Below are 22,206 nucleotides of genomic sequence, written 5' to 3'. Positions count from 1 at the left end.
CTAATATTTTGGCTTGCTATGCTTGCCTTTAACGTAGTTGGTGTCGAATAGGAACAATCGCAGCAGCAAGTATAGAGACGGGATAAGAAAGAGCAAGCCCAACATAAACACGGTCACTAACGTAGCGCCCATTGTCGCATTTGTAAAATGTTCTTCGATCGTTAAGTATGGATAGAGCAAGTAGGGTAAATGGGCTTTGCCATAGCCGAACCATGCGAATCCAAATTGCAAAATAACAGCAATGAACGACACACCGTAAAGACGCCGACGCCATACGCAGTAAACGGCAACCACGAAGAAGAGAAACGATAGAGCGAACATCCATCCATTTGCAACCATATTATTATAGTGCTCAATATTATGTCCCTGAATGGCATAGAAGACGAACAGGCTTGCAATTATCGTTGGCAGTGACCAAGACAGGGCATACTTGCGTACGATTTCCAGAGCGGGCTTATCTTGTGCTCGATCGGCGTAGTAAGTCAAGAACATCGCCGAAATATACAACACACTGACGAGCGCGAGGATAATAACTGCATAAGGATATACATCTGTAAACAGGTTGGTGAAATGGAAGTTAACGATGCCATTCTCAACAAAAATATAACCACCTTCGGAAATGGTCAGTACCGTTGATAATGCAGCAGGTATAAGCAGCCCACTTAATCCATACAACAGCATAAATACCCGATTGTTGCGGGACCCATACATGCTAAACGCATAGTATGATCCTCGGATGGCAATCAAAATAATTCCGAGGCTGCCGGGAATGAGCAATGCTGTTCCGTAATAATAAGCCGAGTCTGGGAAGAAACCGACCAGACCAACAACAAAGAAAATAAGAAACACGTTTGTTAATTCCCACATGGGGGCGAGGTAACGTTCGATAATGTTATTAATGATGTGGCGTTGACCTGTTAATAAGCTGTAGTAGCTAAAAAATCCTGCACCAAAATCAATCGATCCTAGAAGGAGGTAAAAGAAGAGGAAGAGCCATAGAACCGTAATCCCAATTAATTCGTAACTCATCGTTTCACATCTCCTTCTTTCATTCCCCGGGCAATAAACTCTGCTTCGATCGGATTGTTTTTGAACATCTTAATTAATACATAGATGCAGGTCACTGACAGCAGGACATACAGCCCAGCAAACACCCACAACATTCTGTCTACATAAAGAGCTGTTGTGGCCCCTTGAGATACTTTCATATATCCCCATAATATCCACGGTTGTCGTGCAATTTCCGAAAAAATCCAACCGAACTCAATCGCTAACATCGCAGCGGGAGCTCCGAGCAGAATGGCAACGAGCAATCCTCGATTCAAAGGTTTTTTCGTTGTACCTTTTTTGCGTCTTCGCCAATGCGCAAGCACATGCCACAAGGCTACGATTGTAATGTATACACCAAAGAACACCATCCCATCAAATAAATAGTGGGACGCACGCAAAGGCGGCCATTCCTCTCTAGGAACTTCATTCAGCCCTTTAACGACTGTGTATGGAGAACTGCCAGCTAGTATGCTGAGCGCATATGGAATTTTGAAAGCATATTTGACTTCGTGATTGTCTGTCAGTACGCCACCTACGATCAGCTCTGCTTTGTCTGACGTTTCAAAATGCCACTCGGCTGCTGCTAGCTTTGCTGGTTGATACTCATGCAGAAACTTCCCCGATAAATCACCTATCGCCGTTGATGCGAGCGAGAAAATAAGCGCAGCCATCATCGTTAAGCGCAAAGCTTTCTTGTGATAGACATGATTGCGGCCTCTAAGCAAGGCAAAGGCAGCGATTGCTGCGAGAATGAACGCAGCTGTTACATAGGCGGTGGTCAGAACATGTGCCACCTTAGTAGGCATAGCTGGGTTGAACATCGCAACAAGCGGATCGATATTTATCATTTTTCCATTGACCATATCAAAGCCTTGCGGCGTATTCATAAAGGCATTCATCGAAGTGATGAAAAAGGCAGACATCGATGCGCCGAGAACGATGGGCAGCAGCAGCAGAAAATGCAGCATACGATTTTTGAATCTGTCCCATGTGTACAAATAAATACCTAGAAAGATCGCTTCGATGAAGAAGGCGAATGTTTCGAGAAATAAGGGAAGTGCAATGGCTTGTCCAGCAACTCGCATAAAGTTGGGCCATAGCAAACTTAATTGAAGTCCTATTGCAGTACCGGTAACTACACCTACGGCTACCGTTATTGTATAGCCGCGAGCCCAGCGCCGCGCCATGAGCAAATAATAGGTGTCATTTCGCTTAATGCCGATCCATTCTGCTAATGCAATCATTAACGGCACACCTACACCGATAGTGGCGTAGACAATATGGACACCTAGTGTAAGTCCCGTCAATAATCGGCTGTATATGACAGGGTCATAATTATGCATTAATGTTCACTCCTTCTTGATGAAACTAACTATGTAATTAAGTCGTAATCACTACTTACTATTTGTAAGTTATGTGAAAAAGCGGCGGATAAATGACAGCAGCATAATAACGCCTACACAAAAGCTCAATATGATAAGCCAACGTTCCTGCTTGCTGATGCGATTCGTATGTTCGTTAGAGGTCATCCATGTTCACTACTTTCGTATTTATTCCAATTCATAAGGCAGTTCATTCAAAAAGGTGGTAGCTGGGTATGCTAAGGCAATCCAGATGGATTTGCAATACAACCAATATCTGCATATCTGTTGGAAATTATGCACTATTTTATGTGAATAGCATGTCCAAACGTAATGGAACGATAGTTGTAATGTGGATTTTGCGTAAATGTTTTCAGATTTTACATTGCGTTAACAAATAAAATAATTGAAATTAACAATTGGGCGGTACACTACAAATGAGCAAGAGAGAAATAACTAATAAACTTCATGTCCGTTGAAGGAGAGGGATTGTTTTGAACACACGCAACAAACGCTTTGTAATGTTAACTCTGATTATGGTGCTTGCACTGGTTGTCACAGCATGCGGGGGAGGCACAAGCTCCACAGGTGGAGAAGGCGGAAATGCAGCATCAAGCATGACAGGGAAACTTGATATTGATGGTTCAAGTACGGTGTATCCGTTGACAGAGGCAATAGCGGAAGAGTTCAACCGTGAAAATCCTGATGTTCGTATCGCAGTTGGTGTTTCTGGTACAGGCGGCGGTTTCAAGCGCTTTGCCAACGGGGAGATCCCAATCGCTAACGCTTCTCGTCACATGAAAGATAAAGAAAAAGAATTGGCTACTACAAATGGTATAGAACCAATCGAACTAAGTGTTGCGTACGACGGTTTGTCCGTTATCGTGAGCAAGGACAATGATTGGGTTGATAAATTGACAGTTGCTGAGTTGAAAGCTATCTTCGAACCAGGCAGCAAAGTGAAGACATGGGCTGATGTTCGTGCAGGCTGGCCGAATGAAAAGATTAAGATTTATTCTCCAGGCGCAGACTCTGGTACATTTGATTACTTTACAGAAACGATTAACGGTGAAGCGCAAGCAAGCCGTAACGATGAGCAAGTTACATTCTCTGAAGATGACAACAACCTTGTACAAGGTGTTGCTGGTGATAAGAACGCAATCGGCTACTTCGGATTCGCTTATTTTGAAGAGAACAAAGATAAGTTGAAAGCTGTTCCGATTGATAATGGTAAAGGCGCAATTGCACCAACGTATGAAACGGTTCAAGACGGCTCCTATGAACCTCTGTCTCGCCCATTGTTCGTCTATGTGGACAAAGGCATGCTGCAAGAAAAGCCTGAGGTTAAAGCATTTATGGAATTCTACTTGAATACGATTGGTGAATTGGCACAAGAGGTTGGCTATATTGCATTGCCACAAGCAGAAATGGATAAAGAGATAGCGAAGCTTAAATAAGCAGAAGCAGCCCTCTATATTCCACTCTTCATGTGATGGATGTTCTAGCTATTCGCTGGGGCATCCTTACATGCATATCAAGGAATCATTCGAGAAAGGCTGGGTCTAATGAACCAACAACCACCTAAATCGTCTGCTCGTCTAGATCTTACAAAGGGAAAGACGAGTATCGCAGACAAAATCATGCCTGTATTATTATTCCTTTGTGCGTCGGTATCTGTATTGACGACGATTGGAATCGTGTATACGTTACTTAGTGAAACGATCAGCTTCTTTAGAATTGTCCCTATACAAGACTTCTTCGGATCTCTTAAGTGGTCACCATTGATCAATCCGAAGTCATTCGGAATTTGGCCATTGCTTAGCGGTACGATGCTGATTACTATTATCGCTATCTTAGTTGCAGTACCGATTGGTTTGGCTAGTGCCATTTATCTCAGTGAATATGCAAGCAGACGTGTTCGTAAAATTGTAAAGCCAATTCTAGAAGTGTTGGCTGGTGTTCCGACTATCGTTTACGGATATTTCGCGTTAACCTTTATTACGCCAATTGTTCGTTCGATCTTCCCTGACACAGGAGTGTTTAATGCATTAAGTGCAGGTATCGTCGTCGGTATTATGATTATCCCGATGATCTCCTCTTTGAGTGAAGATGCGATGTCAGCAGTTCCAGACAGCTTGCGAAACGGTGCTTATGCATTAGGAGCAACTCGCTTTGAAGTAGCAACTAAAATTGTTGTACCTGCGGCATTATCCGGTATCGTTGCATCCTTCGTACTTGCTTTCTCACGTGCGATTGGTGAGACGATGATCGTTACGGTTGCAGCGGGGTCGACTCCGAATCTGACTGCCAACCCATTGGAAAGCATTCAGACGATGACCGCGTATATCGTTCAAGTAAGTATGGGAGATATTCCGCACGGATCGGTGGAATACGGCACAATCTTTGCTGTAGGTATGACGTTGTTCGTCATTACACTGTTGCTCAACATGCTTGCTCAGTACGTATCGAGACGGTTTAGAGAGGAGTACTAAGCATGAACAATCTATTTCAAGATGCGAACCGTCAGCAAATAAGCGGACGACGCCGTGCGGACCTTATATGGCGAATCTTGTTCTTAGCCGCTACGATGTTCGGTATCGTAGCCTTGTCTGCCCTTATTATCACGATTATTACAGACGGGATAGCTCGACTAAATCCAGATCTGTTTACGAATTATCCATCTCGTAGAGCATCTGCTTCAGGGATGAAATCCGCGATTGTTGGATCGTTATATATGCTTTGCTTAATGGCTCCTATATCGTTCGTACTTGGCGTAGGAGCAGCGATTTATCTTGAAGAATATGCACCGAAAAATCGCTTCACGCGATTGATTCAATTGAACATTAGTACGTTGGCAGGTGTTCCTTCCATCGTTTACGGTATTCTAGGTCTAGCTATTTTCGTTCGTACATTCGGATTAGAACGAAGCTTACTATCCGGTGCATTGACGATGACATTGCTCGTACTGCCGATTATTATCGTAGCTTCTCAAGAAGCGATACGTGCAGTACCGAGAGCTCGTCGCGATGCTTCGTTCGCACTTGGGGCAACGAAATGGCAAACGGTATCGCGCTCTGTACTTCCTTCATCGATCTCTGCGATTATGACGGGTGTTATTCTAGCCTTGTCACGTGCGATTGGTGAAACGGCACCGCTTATTATTATCGGTGCGGCAACGTATGTTGCTTTCTTGCCAGAGAGCTTGTTCGATACGTTTACCGTTATGCCGATTCAAATTTACAACTGGATTGCTCGTCCACAAGAAGCGTTCCAAGACTTGGCGGCATCAGGAATTATCGTGTTGATGATTATGCTCGTTATTATGAATGTGGCAGCGATTATGCTTCGTAATAAGTATCAGAAAAATATTTAGCACCAACACCTGAACGGACTTTTGAGGGAGGTATGCACGTATGTCTACAACGACAGCGGCTCCACAAGCTAAAGAAACAACACAAGCAGTTGATTTTAAGACGATTATAGATATTAAAGATATGGATCTGTATTATGGTACGTATCACGCTTTGAAAAAAGTGAACCTAACGATTCCAGAGAAGGCAGTAACCGCATTTATCGGTCCTTCTGGTTGTGGTAAGTCGACTTTGCTTCGTACGTTAAACCGTATGAATGATATGATTCCAAATACAAGAATTGAAGGACTAGTTGATATTGCAGGAACGGACATTTACAGCAATGAAGTAGATGTAGAAACGCTTCGTAAAAAAGTCGGCATGGTATTCCAGCAGGCTAACCCGTTCCCGAAATCGATCTATGACAACGTAGCTTATGGTCCGCGTCTACATGGAACAACAAATAAAGCACAGCTTGATGAGATTGTAGAACAAAGCTTGAAGCAGGCTGCACTGTGGAATGAAGTGAAAGACTTCTTGAAGCGTTCCGCGTTCAGCTTGTCTGGTGGACAGCAGCAGCGTCTTTGTATCGCACGTGCGTTGGCAGTGAATCCAGAAATTCTATTAATGGATGAAGCAACATCTGCGCTTGACCCAATCTCTACATTGAAGATTGAAGAGCTGACACAAGAGTTGAAGAGCAAATATACGATCGTTATGGTTACACACAACATGCATCAAGCTGCACGTATTTCGGATCAGACGGTATTCTTCTTGAATGGTGAAGTAGTGGAGTACGACCAAACAGATAAGCTATTCTCGAACCCAAACGATAAGCGTACGGAAGATTACATCACAGGCCGCTTCGGTTAAGTGGTGAGACACATCAACGGCAAGCGAGAAGGGAGACTGTACGATGATACAACGTCGAGATTTTGATCTTGCTCTAGGAGAGCTAAGTCAGCTTATAGAAGAGATGGGACGTCGCGTAGAGCGTGCTTTGGCGGAGTCGGTCGAGTCTTTGAAAACACAAGATGTAGCACGCGCAAAAGAAATTATTGAAAAGGATGTTGAGCTGAACCAACTTGAGAATGATATTATGGATATCGGTTCCAAGCTGATCCTTACTCAGCAGCCTGTGGCAAAAGATTTGCGTCGTATTCTTGTTTCATTCCGTATCGCGAGTGATCTGGAGCGTATGGGTGACTTATCGATCGATATCGCTAAAGTAGTCGTTCGTTTGGAAGGCCAACCGCTTATTAAGGAATTGGTTGATATTCCTCGTATGGCTGAGATCGTTCAAAAAATGATTGAAGATTCCATTAAAGCCTATGAACGCGAAGATGTAGATCTTGCGTATAAGATGGCTAAGGAAGATGATTTGGTCGATCAACTGTACGGACAAATTTTACGTGACCTATATCAATATATTGTCGAAAATCCGCAAAATGCGAACCAAGTCATGTTGTTGAATTTTGTAGGTCGCTACATTGAGCGTATTGCTGACCATGCGACGAATATCGGTGAAAGTGTCGTATACTTGGTTACGAACAGCCGTCCTGACCTCAACAGCTAGTTGAACATGTGTATAGTGAAGAAGCCGTTCCTGAGTCGTTGGGGACGGCTTTTCTGTCTAATTCCAAAATGGAATCTGGTGGTTAATATGGAAGTAATCCTTTCATACAAAATGGATGCTTTGCACGTGCATGACTTATTTCCATTATAGGCGTGCGCTATGCTATCATAATAAGAAGAGATTGTAATGAGGGGCGTACAGGTTATGGAAAAATGGATTATTATAGATGGAAATAGTATTGCGAATCGAGCATTCTATGCGATGCCGCCGTTGACGAACTCACAAGGCATACATACGAATGCAGTTTATGGCTTTACCACGATGCTTCTCAAGCTCATTGAAGAGGAAAAGCCGACTCATATGCTCGTAGCATTCGATGCAGGCAAAGTAACATTCCGCCATGGTGATTATAAGGATTACAAAGGTGGACGTGCCAAAACTCCGCAAGAGTTATCTGAACAGTTCCCATTGATGAAAGAGCTGTTGGAAGCGATGGGAATCGCTCAGTTTGAGCTTAGCGGGTATGAAGCCGATGATATTATCGGTACGATGACTGTGGATTCGGAACAAGATAAGCAGGTGCTTGTGGTAACAGGGGACAAGGATATGCTGCAATTGGCATCAGACCAAGTTACGATCATATATACGCGTAAAGGTGTTACGGAGATTGAAAAATATACGCCTGCAGCAATCGAAGAAAAGTATCAATTGAAGCCGCTGCAAATTATTGACATGAAAGGGCTAATGGGCGATACATCCGATAATATTCCTGGTGTGCCTGGCATAGGAGAGAAGACAGCATTGAAGCTGCTTCATCAATACGGCTCCGTTGAAAATGTACTTGATCATGTTGATGAGCTAAAAGGCAAAATGAAAGAAAATATTACGAACCATGCTGAGGATGCTCGTATGAGTAAACAGCTGGCAACGATCTATCGTGAAGTGCCAATCGAGCTTGATCAGGAGAAGCTTAAGTTCGAGGGCATTCCTGCGGGTACAGCGCTTCCGATGCTTCGCAAGCTTGAGTTCAAGTCTGTATTGGAACGGGTTGAAAAGCTCGCAACTCAAAATGGTGATGTTGTGGCTGAGAGCGAGAAAGAGCCTGAAGTTGAACTGGATGTAGTCGTTGTTACTTCAGAACATTTGGATCGTTTGCGTGATGGTATGAATGAAGTAGATACCATTGTACTTGAAGCGAAGGGAGACAACCCACATCAGGCTGAAGCAATCGGGTTGATGCTCTCTTCTGTAAATACGTCTTGGTATGTGCCGGTAGACATGCTTCTGCATGAAGATGCTGCATTTGTACGGGAATGGCTTGGCAATGAATCAGCTGTGAAATACGGATACGATCTGCATTATATGGAGCTAGTTCTTCATTGGGCGGGTATTACACTGCGTGGTAATGAGTTTGATATTCAGCTCGCAGCTTACATCCTTGATCCGAGCGATGCGAATGCAACGGTTCAGTCGGTGGCTAACAAATACGAGCTGATGTCAGTAACAGAGGACGAAGCGGTCTTTGGAAAAGGTGCAAAGTTTAAAGTGCCCGAAGCATCTGTAGTGGCTGATCATACAGCGCGCAAAGCGTATGTTATTCGCCAAGTGGTACCTATGATGAAGGCTGATCTTGAGCGTTATGAGATGAGTAAGCTCTATGATGAGCTTGAATTGCCGTTATCTTCGATCTTGGCTGAAATGGAGAAGACGGGTATTCGTGTGAATAAGGAAAGTCTAGAGCAGCTTGGCAAGCAGTTTACAGAACAAATTGAAACAACGATGGTTCGTATTTATGAGCTTGCAGGCACAGAGTTCAACGTTGGATCTCCGAAGCAGCTTGGCGAGATTTTATTTGATAAGTTAGGGCTGCCAGTTGTTAAGAAAACGAAAACAGGATATTCAACGGATGCGGAAGTGCTGGACAAGCTGGCACCGTATCATGACATCATCCCGCTCATCTTGCACTATCGTCAAATGACGAAATTGCAGTCTACTTATATTGAAGGATTGCTGAAAGAGGTTAGACCAGAAACAGGACGGGTACACACGTACTATCGTCAAACGATAGCGGCAACGGGTCGCTTAAGTTCGCAGTATCCGAACTTGCAGAACATCCCGATTCGTCTTGAAGAGGGACGCCGTATTCGTCAAGCATTTGTGCCATCTGAGGAAGGATGGACGATTGTAGCGGCGGATTACTCTCAGATCGAGCTGCGTGTATTGGCTCATATCTCTGGTGATGAAAAATTAAAAGAAGCTTTCATCGAAGATATGGACATTCATACGAAGACGGCTATGGACGTATTTGGCGTAGCAGAAACGGATGTAGATTCGAATATGCGCCGTCAAGCAAAAGCGGTCAATTTCGGTATAGTGTATGGTATCAGTGATTACGGATTGTCACAAAACTTGAACATTACACGTAAGGAAGCAGCTCAGTTTATCGAGCAGTATTTCGCAGTATTCCAAGGAGTACGCACGTTTATGGACGATATCGTGAAGCAAGCGCGTCAAGATGGTTATGTGAAAACGATGTTGGAGCGCCGTCGATATTTACCTGAGATCAATGCTTCTAACTTCAACTTGCGTTCCTTTGCAGAGCGTACCGCGATGAACACGCCGATTCAAGGTACAGCCGCAGATATCATCAAGCTTGCGATGGTGCAAATGGATAAGCGCATGCGTGATATGGAATTGAAGAGCCGTATGCTGCTGCAAGTACACGATGAACTTGTGTTTGAAGTGCCGCAAGATGAAGTGGAGACGATGAAGAAGCTTGTACCAGAGGTTATGGAGCAAGCGATTGAGCTGAGTGTACCTCTTCGCGCGGATGTAAGCACAGGTTCCGACTGGTACGAGGCAAAATAAAGAAAAGTTCTGAATGAAGTATAGTAGATCGGTTAATAAGAATTACAAACATCGAGGTGATAGGCATGCCGGAATTGCCGGAGGTTGAAACGGTAAAACGTACATTAAATGAATTAGTAACAGGAAAGCGTATCGAACGGGTTACCGTCTCGCTGCCTCGAATTATTCAGCGTCCCCAGGAGCATGAACAGTTCGGTGACGCTGTAGTTGGTCATACGATTCAGCATATCGATAGAAGAGGGAAGTTCCTCATTTTTCGTCTAGATGGACTTGTACTCGTTTCTCATTTACGCATGGAGGGGCGTTATGGCGTATACCGCTCGGAAGATCCTGTAGAGAAGCATACGCATGTTATTTTCCATTTTGACGATGGAACGGAACTGCGTTATAAAGATGTACGCCAATTTGGCACGATGCATTTATTTAATGCAGGTGATGAAGAGGTAATGGCTCCGCTTCACAAATTGGGGATTGAGCCAATGGACCCTTCCTTCACCGTCGATGCATTGTATGAATCGCTTCGTAAGCGTCGTAGTGCGATTAAACCTGTGCTGTTAAATCAGCATATTGTTGTGGGACTAGGTAATATTTATGTGGATGAAGCTTTGTTTTTAGCTCGTATCCATCCGCTGCAATCCGCGGACAGTCTTACACGTGAGCAAGTGGAACGTCTTTATTATGCTATCGTATCGACTTTGAAAGAAGCGATTGATGCAGGCGGATCTTCTATTAAGTCTTATGTGAATGGACAAGGGGAAATGGGCATGTTCCAACAGCAGTTGAAAGTATACGGCCAGCAGGGACAAGCTTGTACAAACTGTGGTACGATGATTGAGAAAAGTGTTGTTGGTGGAAGAGGAACGCATACTTGCCGAGTATGTCAGCCTCAGTTCTAACACACGGTACATTTTATAGAAATCAGATTCCAGTGACATGGAAGTAGCGATGATACGTTGAGTGCTAGGCTTGATGATAAGTGATGAACGATTAGTAACTATGCACCCCTCGTGATGTGCGCCCATATGATGGGATACGCAACAAGATACAGTGAAGGGAAGATGTCCTTTACTGTGCGAGGAGGGTGCACGGTGGTCGTTTTTATGTCATCTGTATTTATTTTGGCGTTTGCTCTAAGCCTGGACAGTTTCGGAGTAGGCATAACTTATGGACTTCGTAGATTACGGATAGGCTGGCTGCCAGTTGCTATCATTGCAGGCTGTTCGGGTTTGATGCTATATGTGTCGATGCAAATTGGCACGATTATTATGCAGGTTTTCTCGGCAGATGTCTCTCGTTGGCTTGGAGCACTGTTGTTGATTGGGATTGGTTGCTGGGTGTTAGTTCAATTTTTCCGCACCTCTTCAGAAGATGATGAGGCTGTGTACCAGACGAACGACATTGCACATACTTCAGAAAAAGTTGTCACTTCGGCTATTGCCAATACAGATTCCGTACATGCTGAAACGACACGTACAATAGCAACTCCAGCAACCTTGTTTCGTCTGCAGTTGAAGCGATTCGGAATTATTATTCACATTTTGCGGAGCCCAGCGGCAGCTGATATGGACCGCTCAGGAACGATTAGCCCTTCAGAAGCAGCTTGGCTCGGAGCGGCACTGTCACTAGATGCTTTTGGAGCGGGAATTGGTGCAGCGATGCTCGGTTATCCATCTTTATGGACCTCGTTGTTCATTGCTTTGTTTGGCGGCATATTTCTAAAGCTGGGTATTCATGTCGGTGCAGCATTTGCTCGTACCGAATGGATTCGCAAGCTTACCTTTGTACCCGGATTATTGTTAATAATGATGGGAATTATGAAATTAATATAACGTTATAGGTTTGAAACAGTAGCAGCATGTGTAATCGTCAAGTGAATGGAGGTGATTCGATTGAACATAGGTCTTACAGGTGGCATCGCATCTGGCAAAAGCACCGTGTCTCAATTGTTTGTTCAATATGGAGCGCGGTTGGTAGATGCAGATCGAATTGCCAGGGAGGTTGTTCTTCCTGGCAGTACCGTACTGGAGCAGATCGCGGATCGGTTCGGTTCCGAAATGCTGTTGCCAGATGGCACGCTAGATCGTAAGCGATTGGGACAAGTTATTTTTCAAGATCCCGTCGAACGCCGCGCACTCGATCAGATTACACATCCGGCAATCCGTAAACTAATGCTGGAGCAAATGCAGCAGTATGAACAAGAAGACCCGAAGCGTCTCGTTGTTGTAGATGTTCCGCTATTGTTTGAGTCAGGATTGGACGAGCTCTTCGAAGAAGTTGTTGTCGTTTATGTACCTCCTGCTGTACAGTTGGAACGTCTTAAGGAGCGCGACGAGCTTACTGAGGAAGAGGCACATAGACGCATACATGCACAGATGAGTTTAGAAGAGAAGCGGGAACGGGCGGACTGGATCATTCATAATGATAAGGATCGTACGGAGACTGAGCGTCAAGTTCGTTTGTTTTTGCAGGAGAAAGGGCTATTATGAAAAAAATAATGGGACTCTTTCGGAAAAAGAGAGTCATGCTTCTTTTGTTTATCGGATTTATATTTATTCTCTTTTTCCAATCGAATTGGTTGGGGGAGTGGATGTATCCCATTCCTTATAAGGATGAGATTACCGTGCATGCGAATAAGCAACAGGTTGATCCGTTGCTAGTTGCAGCCATTATAAGGGCAGAAACGAATTACCAAGTCGGAAAGAAGTCGCATAAAGGTGCATTAGGTATTATGCAGCTCATGCCGGATACGGCGAATTGGCTCATGGAGAAGTCTGGACGAAATCAGGCGTGGTCATTGGAGCAGCTTCACTTGGAAGCGGAGCCGAGTATAGAGCTAGGTACTTTTTATTTACGTTCTTTAATCAAGCAGTATCATAATAATATCCCTGCTGCTGTTGCAGCTTATAATGCAGGTCCAGGCAATGTGAACAAGTGGTTGAAGCAAGGAACATGGGATGGTCGACTGGAAACCGCTAAGGAACAGATTCCATTCCAGGAGACACGCAACTATGTAACGAAAGTGTTTCATTATTATACGAAGTACAAAAAAGTGTATGAATCCTAGTATTTTGAAATGGGACTGGCTGTTGTTGTTACTTGTTAAGTAAGAAGAAGCATCGAAAGTGCGCGTGCGCACTTTCGACGCTTCATTACCATTATTGGTATTGACCTGCAAGTGACTGCTCGGCAATCGTTACAAGACGTTTCGTGATGTAACCACCGATGGAGCCTGTGTCACGAGTTGCTACGTGTCCGTAGTATCCATCTTGCGGGATCGAGATACCAAGTTCTTGAGCGATTTCAAATTTCAATTGCTCAAGTGCGCCTGCTGATTGTGGAACTACTAAGCTGTTGCTGGAACGGTTGTTGCTTTGGCTCATATCTATTCACCTCCTTGCGGTTGGTAATTGTATTGTGCGCAAAGTTACGAATATCATTACAGGTAACCATTGGGAGTTTATTACTTTTTTAACAGTAGGACAGGAGGGAAGAAAATGAGATGTCCATATTGTGATCATAATGGCACGAAGGTGCTTGATTCACGCCCTGCGAATGATAACAAGTCGATTCGCCGTAGACGGGAATGTGAGCTGTGCAGCCGCCGGTTTACAACATTTGAGATGGTCGAAGAAACCCCGCTTATCGTTATTAAAAAAGAAGGTAGTCGTGAAGAATTCAGCAGGGAAAAACTTTTGCGCGGATTAATTCGTGCCTGTGAAAAGCGTCCAGTTCCATTGGAGCGCCTTGAAGCTATCGTATCCGAAGTTGAAAAGCAGCTTCGCACGACAGCTCACGCTGAAGTCGAGAGTCGTGAAATCGGCGAGTTTGTTATGGAACAGCTGTATCCTGTGGATGAAGTTGCGTATGTGCGCTTCGCTTCTGTATATCGCCAGTTCAAAGATATTGATATGTTTATGAAGGAGCTGACAACGTTATTGTCTAAGCATCCGCTCGGCGATATGAATGGGAATTCCTAATCATACATGGATAGGGATGAAGAAACAGTCTTGTAGCAGAGGCGTTATTGCCCGCTATGGGGCTGTTTTTATTTGGGTGAAGTGAACAGCATGGTTAGTATAAAATCTAAAGACATAAAGCAAAGACCGCTTCCTATTCAGCCATTTGGCTGGGGAAACGGTCTTTCGCTTTCATTGATAGGCTAAGCTAATGCAACGTTCTACGTATGAGCTGTTCATCATTACACAATCACATTTCGAATGAAATGCGGTAGCGAACCGCACACTATGCTTGTTAATGTTAGAATGTTACGTCGTTACAGTTTTACTTTGTGTACGGCCCTCAATAATATCGGAGCTAGCATGCCCATAAAGGCGGCATTTCCGACTGCGTGGAACGTATCGAACAAGAGTCCAGCTTGGTAATACAACCAGAAAGCTTGTGGACCAGCAAACCAAACGGGGCTGGAAACGATGAAGCCATACAAATAGCCAGTTAATGCTGCGCAGCCTACGAGTACATAGATTGGCATTTTTTTATAAACTGGCTTTAGGAAGCTGGCTGCTATTGCAACCGAACCCCAAGCGCATATTTGCCACATCGTCCATGGGCCATGTCCCAGCGCAATGTTAGAGCCTAAGGCAGTAGCAACCGCAACGGCTATGCCGTAGCGCATGCCAAGTGTTATTGAGGCGATCATAATAATCGCAGTTGAAGGTTGAATGTTCGGCATATGAAATTGATTGGTCAAAATTCTGCCAAAGATACTGAGTGCAGACAAACTAATCGCAATACAAATATCTCGCATGAGCGGAGAAGCAGCTATTCGCTGAAATCCTGTGCTTACTGCTTGCATCGTCCTGCCTCCTTATTTCTTTGATGAATATTCATCATATAGTTTAACGGCAATTACAGCGGCCATTTCTCTCGTTACCGCTTGCTTAGGTTGGAACTGGCCATTTGTGCCTTTCATCAATTGTTGCTCTTCTACGGCAGCAATGTAGCTTGCAGAAGGATGAGTGCTAGGCACATCTTTGAACGTGGATGCTTGTTGTGCTTTAAGCTTGAATGCTTTAGTTACAATAATAGCGACTTGTTCTCTTGTAAGCGGCTCATTTGGCTTGAAGCTGCCGTCTGGGAAGCCGCCGATGATGCCAGCTTCTTTTGCTTTTACTATATATTTATAATGCCAGTCGCCTGGTTTTACGTCTTTAAATTCCGCTTTACTTGTTACTGTAACTTCTTTATACAAGAGCTTCGTCACGATCGTAAGGAACTCTGCTCTCGTAATGGTTTTCTTCGGATGGAATGTTACGGTTCCAGCTTTGTCTTTTGCTCCTTCAAGGATGCCGAGTTGTTTTGCACGAGCGACAGCTTCCTTTGCCCATACAGATATTTGATCCCGATCGCTATATTTAGAAAGATGCTCAGCAATAGCATCGGCAGTAAGGTTAGTACCTGTGTTTGTTCCGTTTCCTTTATTGCCAGTTGTGGAGCTGCCCCCGTTGCTGCCATTTCCGCTGTTGTTCCCTTTGTTTCCGTCTTTGTTGGTTGATTCATTACCTGTTGTTCCAGTACCAGGAGCTGTGGGATTGCCGGTATTTGGTTGACCGACAGAACCACCCCCATTCGAACTGTCACTGCCATTGTTAGCAGGAGGGGTTCCGATGTATTTCCAAACTACGGCATCGCCTTGTTTTAGTATATAAATACCTGCAGAGTAGTCAGGTGTGACACCGTTAACGGTGTATGTCCAGCCGCTCATTGGGCCATTTTTTCTTTCGCATAGTCCAGCTGCACAGGATACATACAAAGTTGCACCAGAACCTTTGATCGTAACATTTCCTGCGCTAACGACTCCGACGAGTGCATCATATGCTGTCATATCTGAACGATAATTTTGCTCGTTGCTCATCGGCAAGGTAGGACTAGAAACTTCTGTTATAACGCTTGCTTTAATTTTTTGAGTGACAGGAACAGTAACTCCACTTCCATTACCTGGAGGAGTCGTTACAGGTGTCTGATCTACAATGTAGTGCCATTTAACAACATCACCAGCCTTGAGTGTTGCCTGATCAGCCCCTACAGGTGGCGATTCATTATTTACTGTGTAAGTCCAACCGCTTTTTTTACCGTTGGCACCCGCTAGCAAACCTTTAATCCCTGCTACATATTTCATCCCTTTATAGAACTCGTATGTAATTTGATCTGTTCCGACCAGCTTATTCAAAGCTGTATCTACCGTATCGCCCTCTTTAAGGGTTACCGATCCGTTTTGCGGGAAGCCATTCCATGCCTTATCGGATGTAACACTAATAGGTACATCAAAAGTAGCTTTCTGTGGAGGATTTGGCTGTTCAGGTGTTGGATTGTATCTTGCCTTTAAGTCGTAGAAAAAGCTATTGTTCTTTCCATCAACGTATCTTTGATACGACAGATAGGCAAACATGACGTCCTTGGTGGACATTGGGTTGCCATCCGCTTGCGTTTTCTTCCATTTGTATTGGCCATTAGGACCAAGGTAGCTGTACAGATTGTCGACTGCATTTTTACCATCTTGATTATAAAGGGCATTCGTTGCATCTCTTCCTGTCGCAGAAAGACCAACTACAAGCATTGCAGCACTGTTGCTGTTGTCAATCGCTTTATTACGGAAAAACTTATCCCCACTATAAACGGCATCCGCTACACTTTGTTGATTCGTGTATGGTGCTAGACCTGCCATAATAATGCCCGTCATATCTGGATCAGGTTCTGAACCCCAGAATGACCAACCGCCTTTAGCGAGCTTGAGTTGAAGCAGCCTGTCTACGAGAAATTGACGAGTTATCGGTGCGCCGTCAGGCAGTTTGTATTTCCCAGAATCGAGAGCGAGCAGCATATATACGACGTCATTAGATAGTTCTAAGTCCGTTTTATTAAAGTTAGCTGCTTTCTCGATAAGGTTAATACCATCAATATTGGTAACATCAACACCTGCAGCAGTTAGACCGATAATCGCCTTGGCAATATCTGTACCTTTATCATAATTACCTTGCACTGCAATAACGTTTTGTTTTGTTTTCTGGATGTAGCTGTCAGGAATTTGGCGGCCTATAATGTTATCTGCGACTGCGGACCAATCATCATATTTTGATGCGGTTGCATAAGCTGGTACCACCCGTTGTATCTCGCTCTTTAGGTCAAAGCTTGCAGCAGCAGTCGCGACCTGCTGTACTGGAATTGCTCCTAGTGCTGTACTAATGAATAACGCAACAGCTAAGAGCAGGGAAAACATGTTCTTCTTCATGCTGATAATCTTCCTCTCCATGAAAATAAAATAGCCCCTGCAAAAAGGCAGGGGCGGTCCATCATCATACAAAAAAATATGATGATGTAACCCGACTTTTGCCTCGAAAGTCCAGGTTAAATGATAGAGGTAAGCGACCGACCTGACTTAAGGCATATGCCTATCACAGTGGCGGGACCGCGCTGGATTCACACCAGCTTCCGTCTCTTACGTCAATTATTTAACTAAATGTTTCATGCACGATTGGCTCTAGAAGTTTCCTTATTGAACCAGTGCTTTTAGCATTATATAACAAGGAATAAAAAGGTGTAAATGATTTTGATTGAGAGAGGTAGAAAGAGAGAACGGGAGCTATATGTGAAAAATGGAGGATTTTGGAGTGTGGACTGTTTATTGGGATTAATTGTAGGTTCATACTTGAGGTGGCTTAGTTTGTTTAAATAATTCAAATGCTAGGCAAATAAAAAGGCTTGCTATCATATGAAAATAATTCATAAAAAAGACTGGGATGCATTGCGCACACCGGTCCCTCATATTAAACTATTTTATTTGTTCTTATATTTCTTAATCTTAAAACGCAATTGAATTACTGATGCTCTCTGTAATCGTATTTATCTGTTTTAATATTTAGCTTTATTCCATTAATTTCAACATTAGTGTTATCAAGCCACTGAATAACCGCTGTATCTATTTTATATTGCCAGTAAATTGTCTCTTTTCGACCATTCTGACGATCTTCAATTTCACCTCTAATGGCAAAACCACCAGTTGCTCCTCCTGCATTGACTAAATAGGTATGAAAAGTGTAGGATCGATCTGGAGATTCAACAGACTGAAATAAGTCTCCTTCTGGTAATAATAATAAGGTGAATGACTTCAAATAAACGTAAAGCGCGAGAATGATAATGATGCCCAGTGCAATAATCCATTTTAAGCTTATTTTGTTCATGATATATCACTCAATTCATTTAGGAATGGCTTTAATAGGCATGTTCAACCCCACGGTCTATTTCTATTTTATAAAAATGAATTGCAGATAGAAAGAGATGTGTTCTTGTAGATCAACGCTTTCTCTTTTAGGAATACTCTCGCTTTTTAAATCTTGTTTTTATTAATTAGGATGAAATAATTACTACCAAATAATAGATGACGGTCTTGCAGATAGATGCTCCAGCATGCTATAATCAGGAAGCGATTAGGACTTAGGTATTCGCATAAAATCACCGCAAACCCTTAATACACATAGACTTTTTGTAGATTTAACAAGGGGCCATAGCTCAGCTGGGAGAGCGCGTCGCTGGCAGCGACGAGGTCAGGGGTTCGATCCCCCTTGGCTCCACCATAATTAACAAATCAACCACGTCCTTCAGACGTGGTTTTCTGTTTATTAGACGGCTGGTCTAGTGTGGGAATTGGAGATTGCTTTAGCAGATGTTATTGGAGCGCACGGAGAAATAATTTATCTCAACCAATCTTAATCGGTTATAGACAAGTTTCTCTTTTCTATGTTCGCTTTATCATGTCCTTGCTTGGAAAGTTTATTGCCAAAAATCATGACAACTCCTGTTATGATTACTTTCTTTTTAACATTTATCTAGCTCCTTCTAAAGATAATCAAGCGTATCGCGGATTGTTAGACGAGATGCTTTCCATGCTGGATATGCGCTGGCCGCCACAGCTCCTACAACAATCACGAATAGCCATATAAGAATTGCCATAGGAGACAATACGAGTGGAAGAGGGGAACGGAAAGCTAGATTCCCGATCAGCTTGCCTACGGCCGAAGTGACCGGGATGCAAATTATTACCGCGAGAATATAGCTCATAAGACCAATCAAAACTCCCTCACTTATGATATTCCGCATCACGGCGCCAGATCGACCACCAATTGTGCGCATAATTCCGAACTCGCGGGTACGCTCAACCACATTGGTACCCATCGTTGACAACAAACCGAGCGCACCAACGATAGCCATGAGCACGGAGATGAAGATTAAGGCGAAAATGAGAATGTAGACGTGACCGCCAACGGCTTCATTTATCATGGACTCTGAAATAATAGCTTCGATTGAAATGTTCTCTTTTTCGAATGTACGTTCGATCTCATTAATGACCACATTTGTTTTCTCGGGATCATCCACTGAAATACGCACAGCATTCACTTGTCCTGATTGTTTGACAACGTTTGCATACCCTTCGAGAGATAGATAAGCTGCCGCTGGAAGCAAGTTTTCTCTTACGATACCTACAACTTGTAACTGAACGGGTTTACCATCAATGGTCAATGGGAGGAAATCGCCCACCTGCACATTTGGGAATAGAGCAAGAGCCATATGATTCAGCACAGCAGCATGGAGATCATTTGGTTGAAGGGCTCTTCCGTCCATTAAGGAAAAATGATTCATCGTTGAATCCGCAGGAACAGAACGGATATTGAAGCTGCCGTGTCCACCATCTGGATAAGTTCTGACAATATTTAATTGATCTTCTTTACGGTCAGCGGCTGCTGGTGTTAGATTCCAGATTTCAACCTGCTTAACTCCGGAGACATTTTGTAAAATATCGATCAGTTTTTTCTGGGGTTCATGTTGATGAAATCGGATTTCAATATCGTGGAGTCGACTGGAAGCGGCATCGGATAGTAGTTTTTCCCAACCCATTTTTACATTAAGACTAGATAAGAACATGGCGCCTGCAGCAGCTAGCAAAATTAACGTTAATATCAATCGACTTCTTCGCCGGAAAGTATTTCGAAGAGACAATAGCAGCGTACGGTCTACTCCTCTTATTTTCCCGAGCAAAGTGCTCATCCGACTGGAGCCAAAGGATTTTCGAGTTGTACCGAAATCATTAATCGCTTCACGAACTGTAATTCTTGTAGCCCGGAGGATAGGAAAAAGAGATATAAGTATGGGTACAAGAATGCCAACGACCAGGAGGACGACATAACTCCATATCGGAATGCTAATACTATAGAGCGTAATATTCAGCATGTCGGCAACGACTTTAGCAAATCCCTGGCCAGCTATGTTCCCTAGGGGTAAACCGATAATGATTGCTATGATGCCCATGAATGCCACTAATGAAAGATAGAGTCCGGCAATTTGTCTCGTTCTCGCTCCGATAGCTTTCATGACGCCAATTTGCCGAACCTGCTGTGCTAGTAATCCTCCAATCATGGTAGCCGTTAAAATAGCGCTGAGTATTAAAGCCATTGCGCTGAAGATGAACATCATAACCAGAATCGATGTCATCTGAGTCTGGTGCGGATGTTGGCCAGGAGGAGGAATACGGATCTCTTCAATTGAATACCCCATTTGTTGTATCCAACCTGCGAGTTCACCTACTGTGCTTTCAATTTGTTTCTTGTTTGGCGAGTCATCTAGAACAAGTACTTTCAAGATTGGAGAAGGCTCGGTCTCCCCAAGCAGTGCCAACGTAGAAGGAGTAATATACCCATAAGCGGTTTGTTCTTGCCCTGCAGGGGCCAAGCCCGGATCATGCACCAAACCGGAAATGGGGACTATCACTTTGGAACCATTTGTTGTTTGAACCCTTAGCGAATCTCCAACCTTTGCATCAACAAGCGTTAAAGCAGTCCGTTCAAGTAAAATAGAACCTTCAGTTGGGGGCCATGCACCAACCTCTGGCCAGAATTGATTAAGCTGCATGTTATTGAAATCCTCTACAACGAATAGCAGAAGAGGCATCCATTCGTTCGGACTGACTTCAATCCTAGATTCTACCCATGAGGTTAATTCGGCAGCTTCAATGCCTGGTTGATCACGAACTTCATTAACTAGTGAGTCTTTCACTTGATCGAGCCTGATGTAGGCTGAGGCTGGATTTGTAGTCTGATAATTAACAGTTATTTCACGTGTGAGTATTGTATATGCACTCAAGATTGTCCCAACACCCAATACGCCAACTGCGATCGCCAGTACCATCATGACCATCCGGCCCTTCGTTGCCTTTAAATCACCCAGCAACTTTCTCCAACGCGGACTAAGCATGATGAACGGCTCCCTGATTCGCATGAGATTCCGACACAATGACTCCATCCGATAACAAAATAGTTCGAGTAAAATATTTGCTTAGGTCTCTTTCGTGAGTAACCATAATAACCGATTTCCCCTCTTTCACGAGTGTTTCAAATAGCGAGAGCACAACGTCAGTTGTCTGGGAATCCAGATTACCCGTAGGTTCATCGGCCACCAGAATTGGCGGGTCATTGGCTAACGCTCGGGCAATAGCTGCACGCTGTTGTTGTCCACCGGATAAGTCAGAGGGAAGCTTATCTGCTTGTTCAGCAATCCCGACCTTTGTAAGTAGGGAAATGGCTCGTGTGTGTCGCTCTTGTGGAGAATACATTTTGCAGAAATCCATAGGGAGCATCACATTTTCTGCTATGGTTAGTGTCGGGAGAAGCTGGAAAAATTGAAAGATGACGCCGACGTTCTTTCCTCTCCATATGGCTAGCTGTTCTTGATTGAGATCGTGAATCGCGGTTGAGGCAACATATACTTCTCCATTCGAAGGACTATCGATTCCAGTAATCAAATTGATAAGGGTAGATTTTCCACTCCCTGATTTACCGACAATCGCTAGAAACTCTCCCTTTTGTACTTCTAGACCAACTTTGTTCAGAGCAATGAATGTTCCTGAAGGGGATGTGAACTCTTTACTAACTTCGCGAAGTGAAATCAAAGGCACTGGCTTGTTCATGAATATTGTTCCTCCTTAAAATAAATGTTG

At 43.8% G+C, this 22,206-nt stretch carries 19 protein-coding genes, 1 tRNA gene and 1 riboswitch; of the genes, 12 read left to right on the top strand and 8 right to left on the bottom strand.

Annotation, left to right across the window (positions count from 1 at the left end; translation table 11 throughout):
• Together NQ117_RS08050 and NQ117_RS08045 are read right to left on the bottom strand one after the other, a co-directional pair.
• The gene (locus NQ117_RS08050) at positions 1-1,029 is read right to left on the bottom strand and encodes a cytochrome d ubiquinol oxidase subunit II (RefSeq protein ID WP_258277451.1); all 1,029 of its coding nucleotides are present in this window, start codon (positions 1,027-1,029) and stop codon (positions 1-3) included.
• Complete coding sequence (locus NQ117_RS08045) at positions 1,026-2,393, bottom strand: cytochrome ubiquinol oxidase subunit I (RefSeq protein ID WP_258277450.1); 1,368 nt, start codon at positions 2,391-2,393, stop codon at positions 1,026-1,028. Before NQ117_RS08045 ends, NQ117_RS08050 begins: the two co-directional genes overlap by 4 nt.
• Before the next feature lie 512 nt (positions 2,394-2,905).
• On the opposite strand from NQ117_RS08045, the gene NQ117_RS08040 reads away from it, so the two are divergent.
• The 10 genes from NQ117_RS08040 (at position 2,906) to NQ117_RS07995 (ending at position 13,269) form a co-directional block, all read left to right on the top strand.
• Positions 2,906-3,868 (top strand): PstS family phosphate ABC transporter substrate-binding protein, encoded by a 963-nt coding sequence (locus NQ117_RS08040; RefSeq protein ID WP_375163030.1) that lies wholly within the window; start codon positions 2,906-2,908, stop codon positions 3,866-3,868.
• Positions 3,869-4,051: 183 nt separating this feature from the next.
• Positions 4,052-4,903 carry a phosphate ABC transporter permease subunit PstC gene (gene pstC, locus NQ117_RS08035; protein WP_375163054.1) on the top strand — a complete coding sequence of 284 codons (852 nt, stop codon included), beginning with the start codon at positions 4,052-4,054 and terminating at the stop codon, positions 4,901-4,903.
• A 2-nt stretch (positions 4,904-4,905) separates the two neighbouring features.
• Positions 4,906-5,784, top strand: a complete 879-nt coding sequence (pstA, locus tag NQ117_RS08030) for a phosphate ABC transporter permease PstA (protein WP_258277448.1) — start codon at positions 4,906-4,908, stop codon at positions 5,782-5,784.
• 40 nt (positions 5,785-5,824) lie between these two features.
• On the top strand, positions 5,825-6,634 hold the full coding sequence (gene pstB, locus NQ117_RS08025) for a phosphate ABC transporter ATP-binding protein PstB (RefSeq protein ID WP_258277447.1): 810 nt from the start codon (positions 5,825-5,827) through the stop codon (positions 6,632-6,634).
• Positions 6,635-6,677: 43 nt separating this feature from the next.
• A complete protein-coding gene (phoU, locus tag NQ117_RS08020; protein ID WP_258277446.1) occupies positions 6,678-7,337 on the top strand; it encodes a phosphate signaling complex protein PhoU in 660 nt (219 codons plus the stop codon).
• Between the two features lie 204 nt (positions 7,338-7,541).
• On the top strand, positions 7,542-10,205 hold the full coding sequence (polA, locus tag NQ117_RS08015; protein WP_258277445.1) for a DNA polymerase I: 2,664 nt from the start codon (positions 7,542-7,544) through the stop codon (positions 10,203-10,205).
• 65 nt (positions 10,206-10,270) lie between these two features.
• The gene (gene mutM / locus NQ117_RS08010; RefSeq protein ID WP_258277444.1) at positions 10,271-11,101 is read left to right on the top strand and encodes a DNA-formamidopyrimidine glycosylase; all 831 of its coding nucleotides are present in this window, start codon (positions 10,271-10,273) and stop codon (positions 11,099-11,101) included.
• A gap of 192 nt (positions 11,102-11,293) precedes the next feature.
• The gene (locus NQ117_RS08005; protein ID WP_375163029.1) at positions 11,294-12,034 is read left to right on the top strand and encodes an MntP/YtaF family protein; all 741 of its coding nucleotides are present in this window, start codon (positions 11,294-11,296) and stop codon (positions 12,032-12,034) included.
• Between the two features lie 60 nt (positions 12,035-12,094).
• The gene (gene coaE, locus NQ117_RS08000; protein WP_258277443.1) at positions 12,095-12,691 is read left to right on the top strand and encodes a dephospho-CoA kinase; all 597 of its coding nucleotides are present in this window, start codon (positions 12,095-12,097) and stop codon (positions 12,689-12,691) included.
• An 8-nt stretch (positions 12,692-12,699) separates the two neighbouring features.
• The gene (locus NQ117_RS07995; protein ID WP_258278200.1) at positions 12,700-13,269 is read left to right on the top strand and encodes a lytic transglycosylase domain-containing protein; all 570 of its coding nucleotides are present in this window, start codon (positions 12,700-12,702) and stop codon (positions 13,267-13,269) included.
• 91 nt (positions 13,270-13,360) lie between these two features.
• Here NQ117_RS07995 and NQ117_RS07990 read toward each other — a convergent pair whose 3' ends face one another.
• The gene (locus NQ117_RS07990; RefSeq protein ID WP_258277442.1) at positions 13,361-13,585 is read right to left on the bottom strand and encodes an alpha/beta-type small acid-soluble spore protein; all 225 of its coding nucleotides are present in this window, start codon (positions 13,583-13,585) and stop codon (positions 13,361-13,363) included.
• Positions 13,586-13,699: 114 nt separating this feature from the next.
• Between NQ117_RS07990 and nrdR the strand changes: the two genes are divergently transcribed.
• Positions 13,700-14,182, top strand: coding sequence for a transcriptional regulator NrdR (nrdR, locus tag NQ117_RS07985; RefSeq protein WP_258277441.1), 483 nt, complete (start codon positions 13,700-13,702; stop codon positions 14,180-14,182).
• Between the two features lie 296 nt (positions 14,183-14,478).
• Here nrdR and NQ117_RS07980 read toward each other — a convergent pair whose 3' ends face one another.
• The 3 genes from NQ117_RS07980 to NQ117_RS07970 all read right to left on the bottom strand — a co-directional run bounded on the left by NQ117_RS07980 (position 14,479) and on the right by NQ117_RS07970 (position 18,400).
• On the bottom strand, positions 14,479-15,018 hold the full coding sequence (locus NQ117_RS07980; protein ID WP_258277440.1) for an ECF transporter S component: 540 nt from the start codon (positions 15,016-15,018) through the stop codon (positions 14,479-14,481).
• Between the two features lie 12 nt (positions 15,019-15,030).
• On the bottom strand, positions 15,031-17,451 hold the full coding sequence (locus NQ117_RS07975; RefSeq protein ID WP_258277439.1) for an S-layer homology domain-containing protein: 2,421 nt from the start codon (positions 17,449-17,451) through the stop codon (positions 15,031-15,033).
• Between the two features lie 84 nt (positions 17,452-17,535).
• Positions 17,536-17,680, bottom strand: a riboswitch (adenosylcobalamin (AdoCbl) riboswitch).
• A gap of 357 nt (positions 17,681-18,037) precedes the next feature.
• Positions 18,038-18,400: a DUF5412 domain-containing protein gene (locus tag NQ117_RS07970; RefSeq protein WP_258277438.1), complete on the bottom strand. Its 363-nt coding sequence runs from the start codon at positions 18,398-18,400 to the stop codon at positions 18,038-18,040.
• 317 nt (positions 18,401-18,717) lie between these two features.
• Here NQ117_RS07970 and NQ117_RS07965 point away from each other — a divergent pair.
• Positions 18,718-18,793, top strand: a tRNA-Ala gene (locus NQ117_RS07965).
• 262 nt (positions 18,794-19,055) lie between these two features.
• Here the strand turns inward: NQ117_RS07965 and NQ117_RS07960 are convergent.
• Complete coding sequence (locus NQ117_RS07960) at positions 19,056-21,464, bottom strand: ABC transporter permease (RefSeq protein WP_258277437.1); 2,409 nt, start codon at positions 21,462-21,464, stop codon at positions 19,056-19,058.
• On the bottom strand, positions 21,457-22,176 hold the full coding sequence (locus NQ117_RS07955) for an ABC transporter ATP-binding protein (protein ID WP_258277436.1): 720 nt from the start codon (positions 22,174-22,176) through the stop codon (positions 21,457-21,459). The genes NQ117_RS07960 and NQ117_RS07955 overlap by 8 nt, the downstream gene beginning before the upstream one ends.
• Between the last annotated feature and the right edge of the window lie 30 nt (positions 22,177-22,206).

Origin of the sequence: Paenibacillus sp. SC116 (assembly GCF_024733555.1) — a bacterium.
Taxonomy (GTDB): domain Bacteria; phylum Bacillota; class Bacilli; order Paenibacillales; family Paenibacillaceae; genus Paenibacillus_B.
The sequence above is the reverse complement of the archived record's forward strand: the minus strand, read 5'-3'. Positions and strand labels throughout refer to the sequence as shown.

Coding starts and splice junctions, on each gene's coding strand:
- NQ117_RS07970 (WP_258277438.1), bottom strand. CDS start 18,400: ATGAACAAAATAAGCTTAAAATGGATTATTGCACTGGGCATCATTATC.
- nrdR (WP_258277441.1), top strand. CDS start 13,700: ATGAGATGTCCATATTGTGATCATAATGGCACGAAGGTGCTTGATTCA.
- mutM (WP_258277444.1), top strand. CDS start 10,271: ATGCCGGAATTGCCGGAGGTTGAAACGGTAAAACGTACATTAAATGAA.
- NQ117_RS07990 (WP_258277442.1), bottom strand. CDS start 13,585: ATGAGCCAAAGCAACAACCGTTCCAGCAACAGCTTAGTAGTTCCACAA.
- NQ117_RS08045 (WP_258277450.1), bottom strand. CDS start 2,393: ATGCATAATTATGACCCTGTCATATACAGCCGATTATTGACGGGACTT.
- pstC (WP_375163054.1), top strand. CDS start 4,052: ATGCCTGTATTATTATTCCTTTGTGCGTCGGTATCTGTATTGACGACG.
- NQ117_RS07960 (WP_258277437.1), bottom strand. CDS start 21,464: ATGCTTAGTCCGCGTTGGAGAAAGTTGCTGGGTGATTTAAAGGCAACG.
- pstA (WP_258277448.1), top strand. CDS start 4,906: ATGAACAATCTATTTCAAGATGCGAACCGTCAGCAAATAAGCGGACGA.
- NQ117_RS07995 (WP_258278200.1), top strand. CDS start 12,700: ATGGGACTCTTTCGGAAAAAGAGAGTCATGCTTCTTTTGTTTATCGGA.
- NQ117_RS07980 (WP_258277440.1), bottom strand. CDS start 15,018: ATGCAAGCAGTAAGCACAGGATTTCAGCGAATAGCTGCTTCTCCGCTC.
- pstB (WP_258277447.1), top strand. CDS start 5,825: ATGTCTACAACGACAGCGGCTCCACAAGCTAAAGAAACAACACAAGCA.
- NQ117_RS07975 (WP_258277439.1), bottom strand. CDS start 17,451: ATGAAGAAGAACATGTTTTCCCTGCTCTTAGCTGTTGCGTTATTCATT.
- phoU (WP_258277446.1), top strand. CDS start 6,678: ATGATACAACGTCGAGATTTTGATCTTGCTCTAGGAGAGCTAAGTCAG.
- NQ117_RS08050 (WP_258277451.1), bottom strand. CDS start 1,029: ATGAGTTACGAATTAATTGGGATTACGGTTCTATGGCTCTTCCTCTTC.
- polA (WP_258277445.1), top strand. CDS start 7,542: ATGGAAAAATGGATTATTATAGATGGAAATAGTATTGCGAATCGAGCA.
- NQ117_RS07955 (WP_258277436.1), bottom strand. CDS start 22,176: ATGAACAAGCCAGTGCCTTTGATTTCACTTCGCGAAGTTAGTAAAGAG.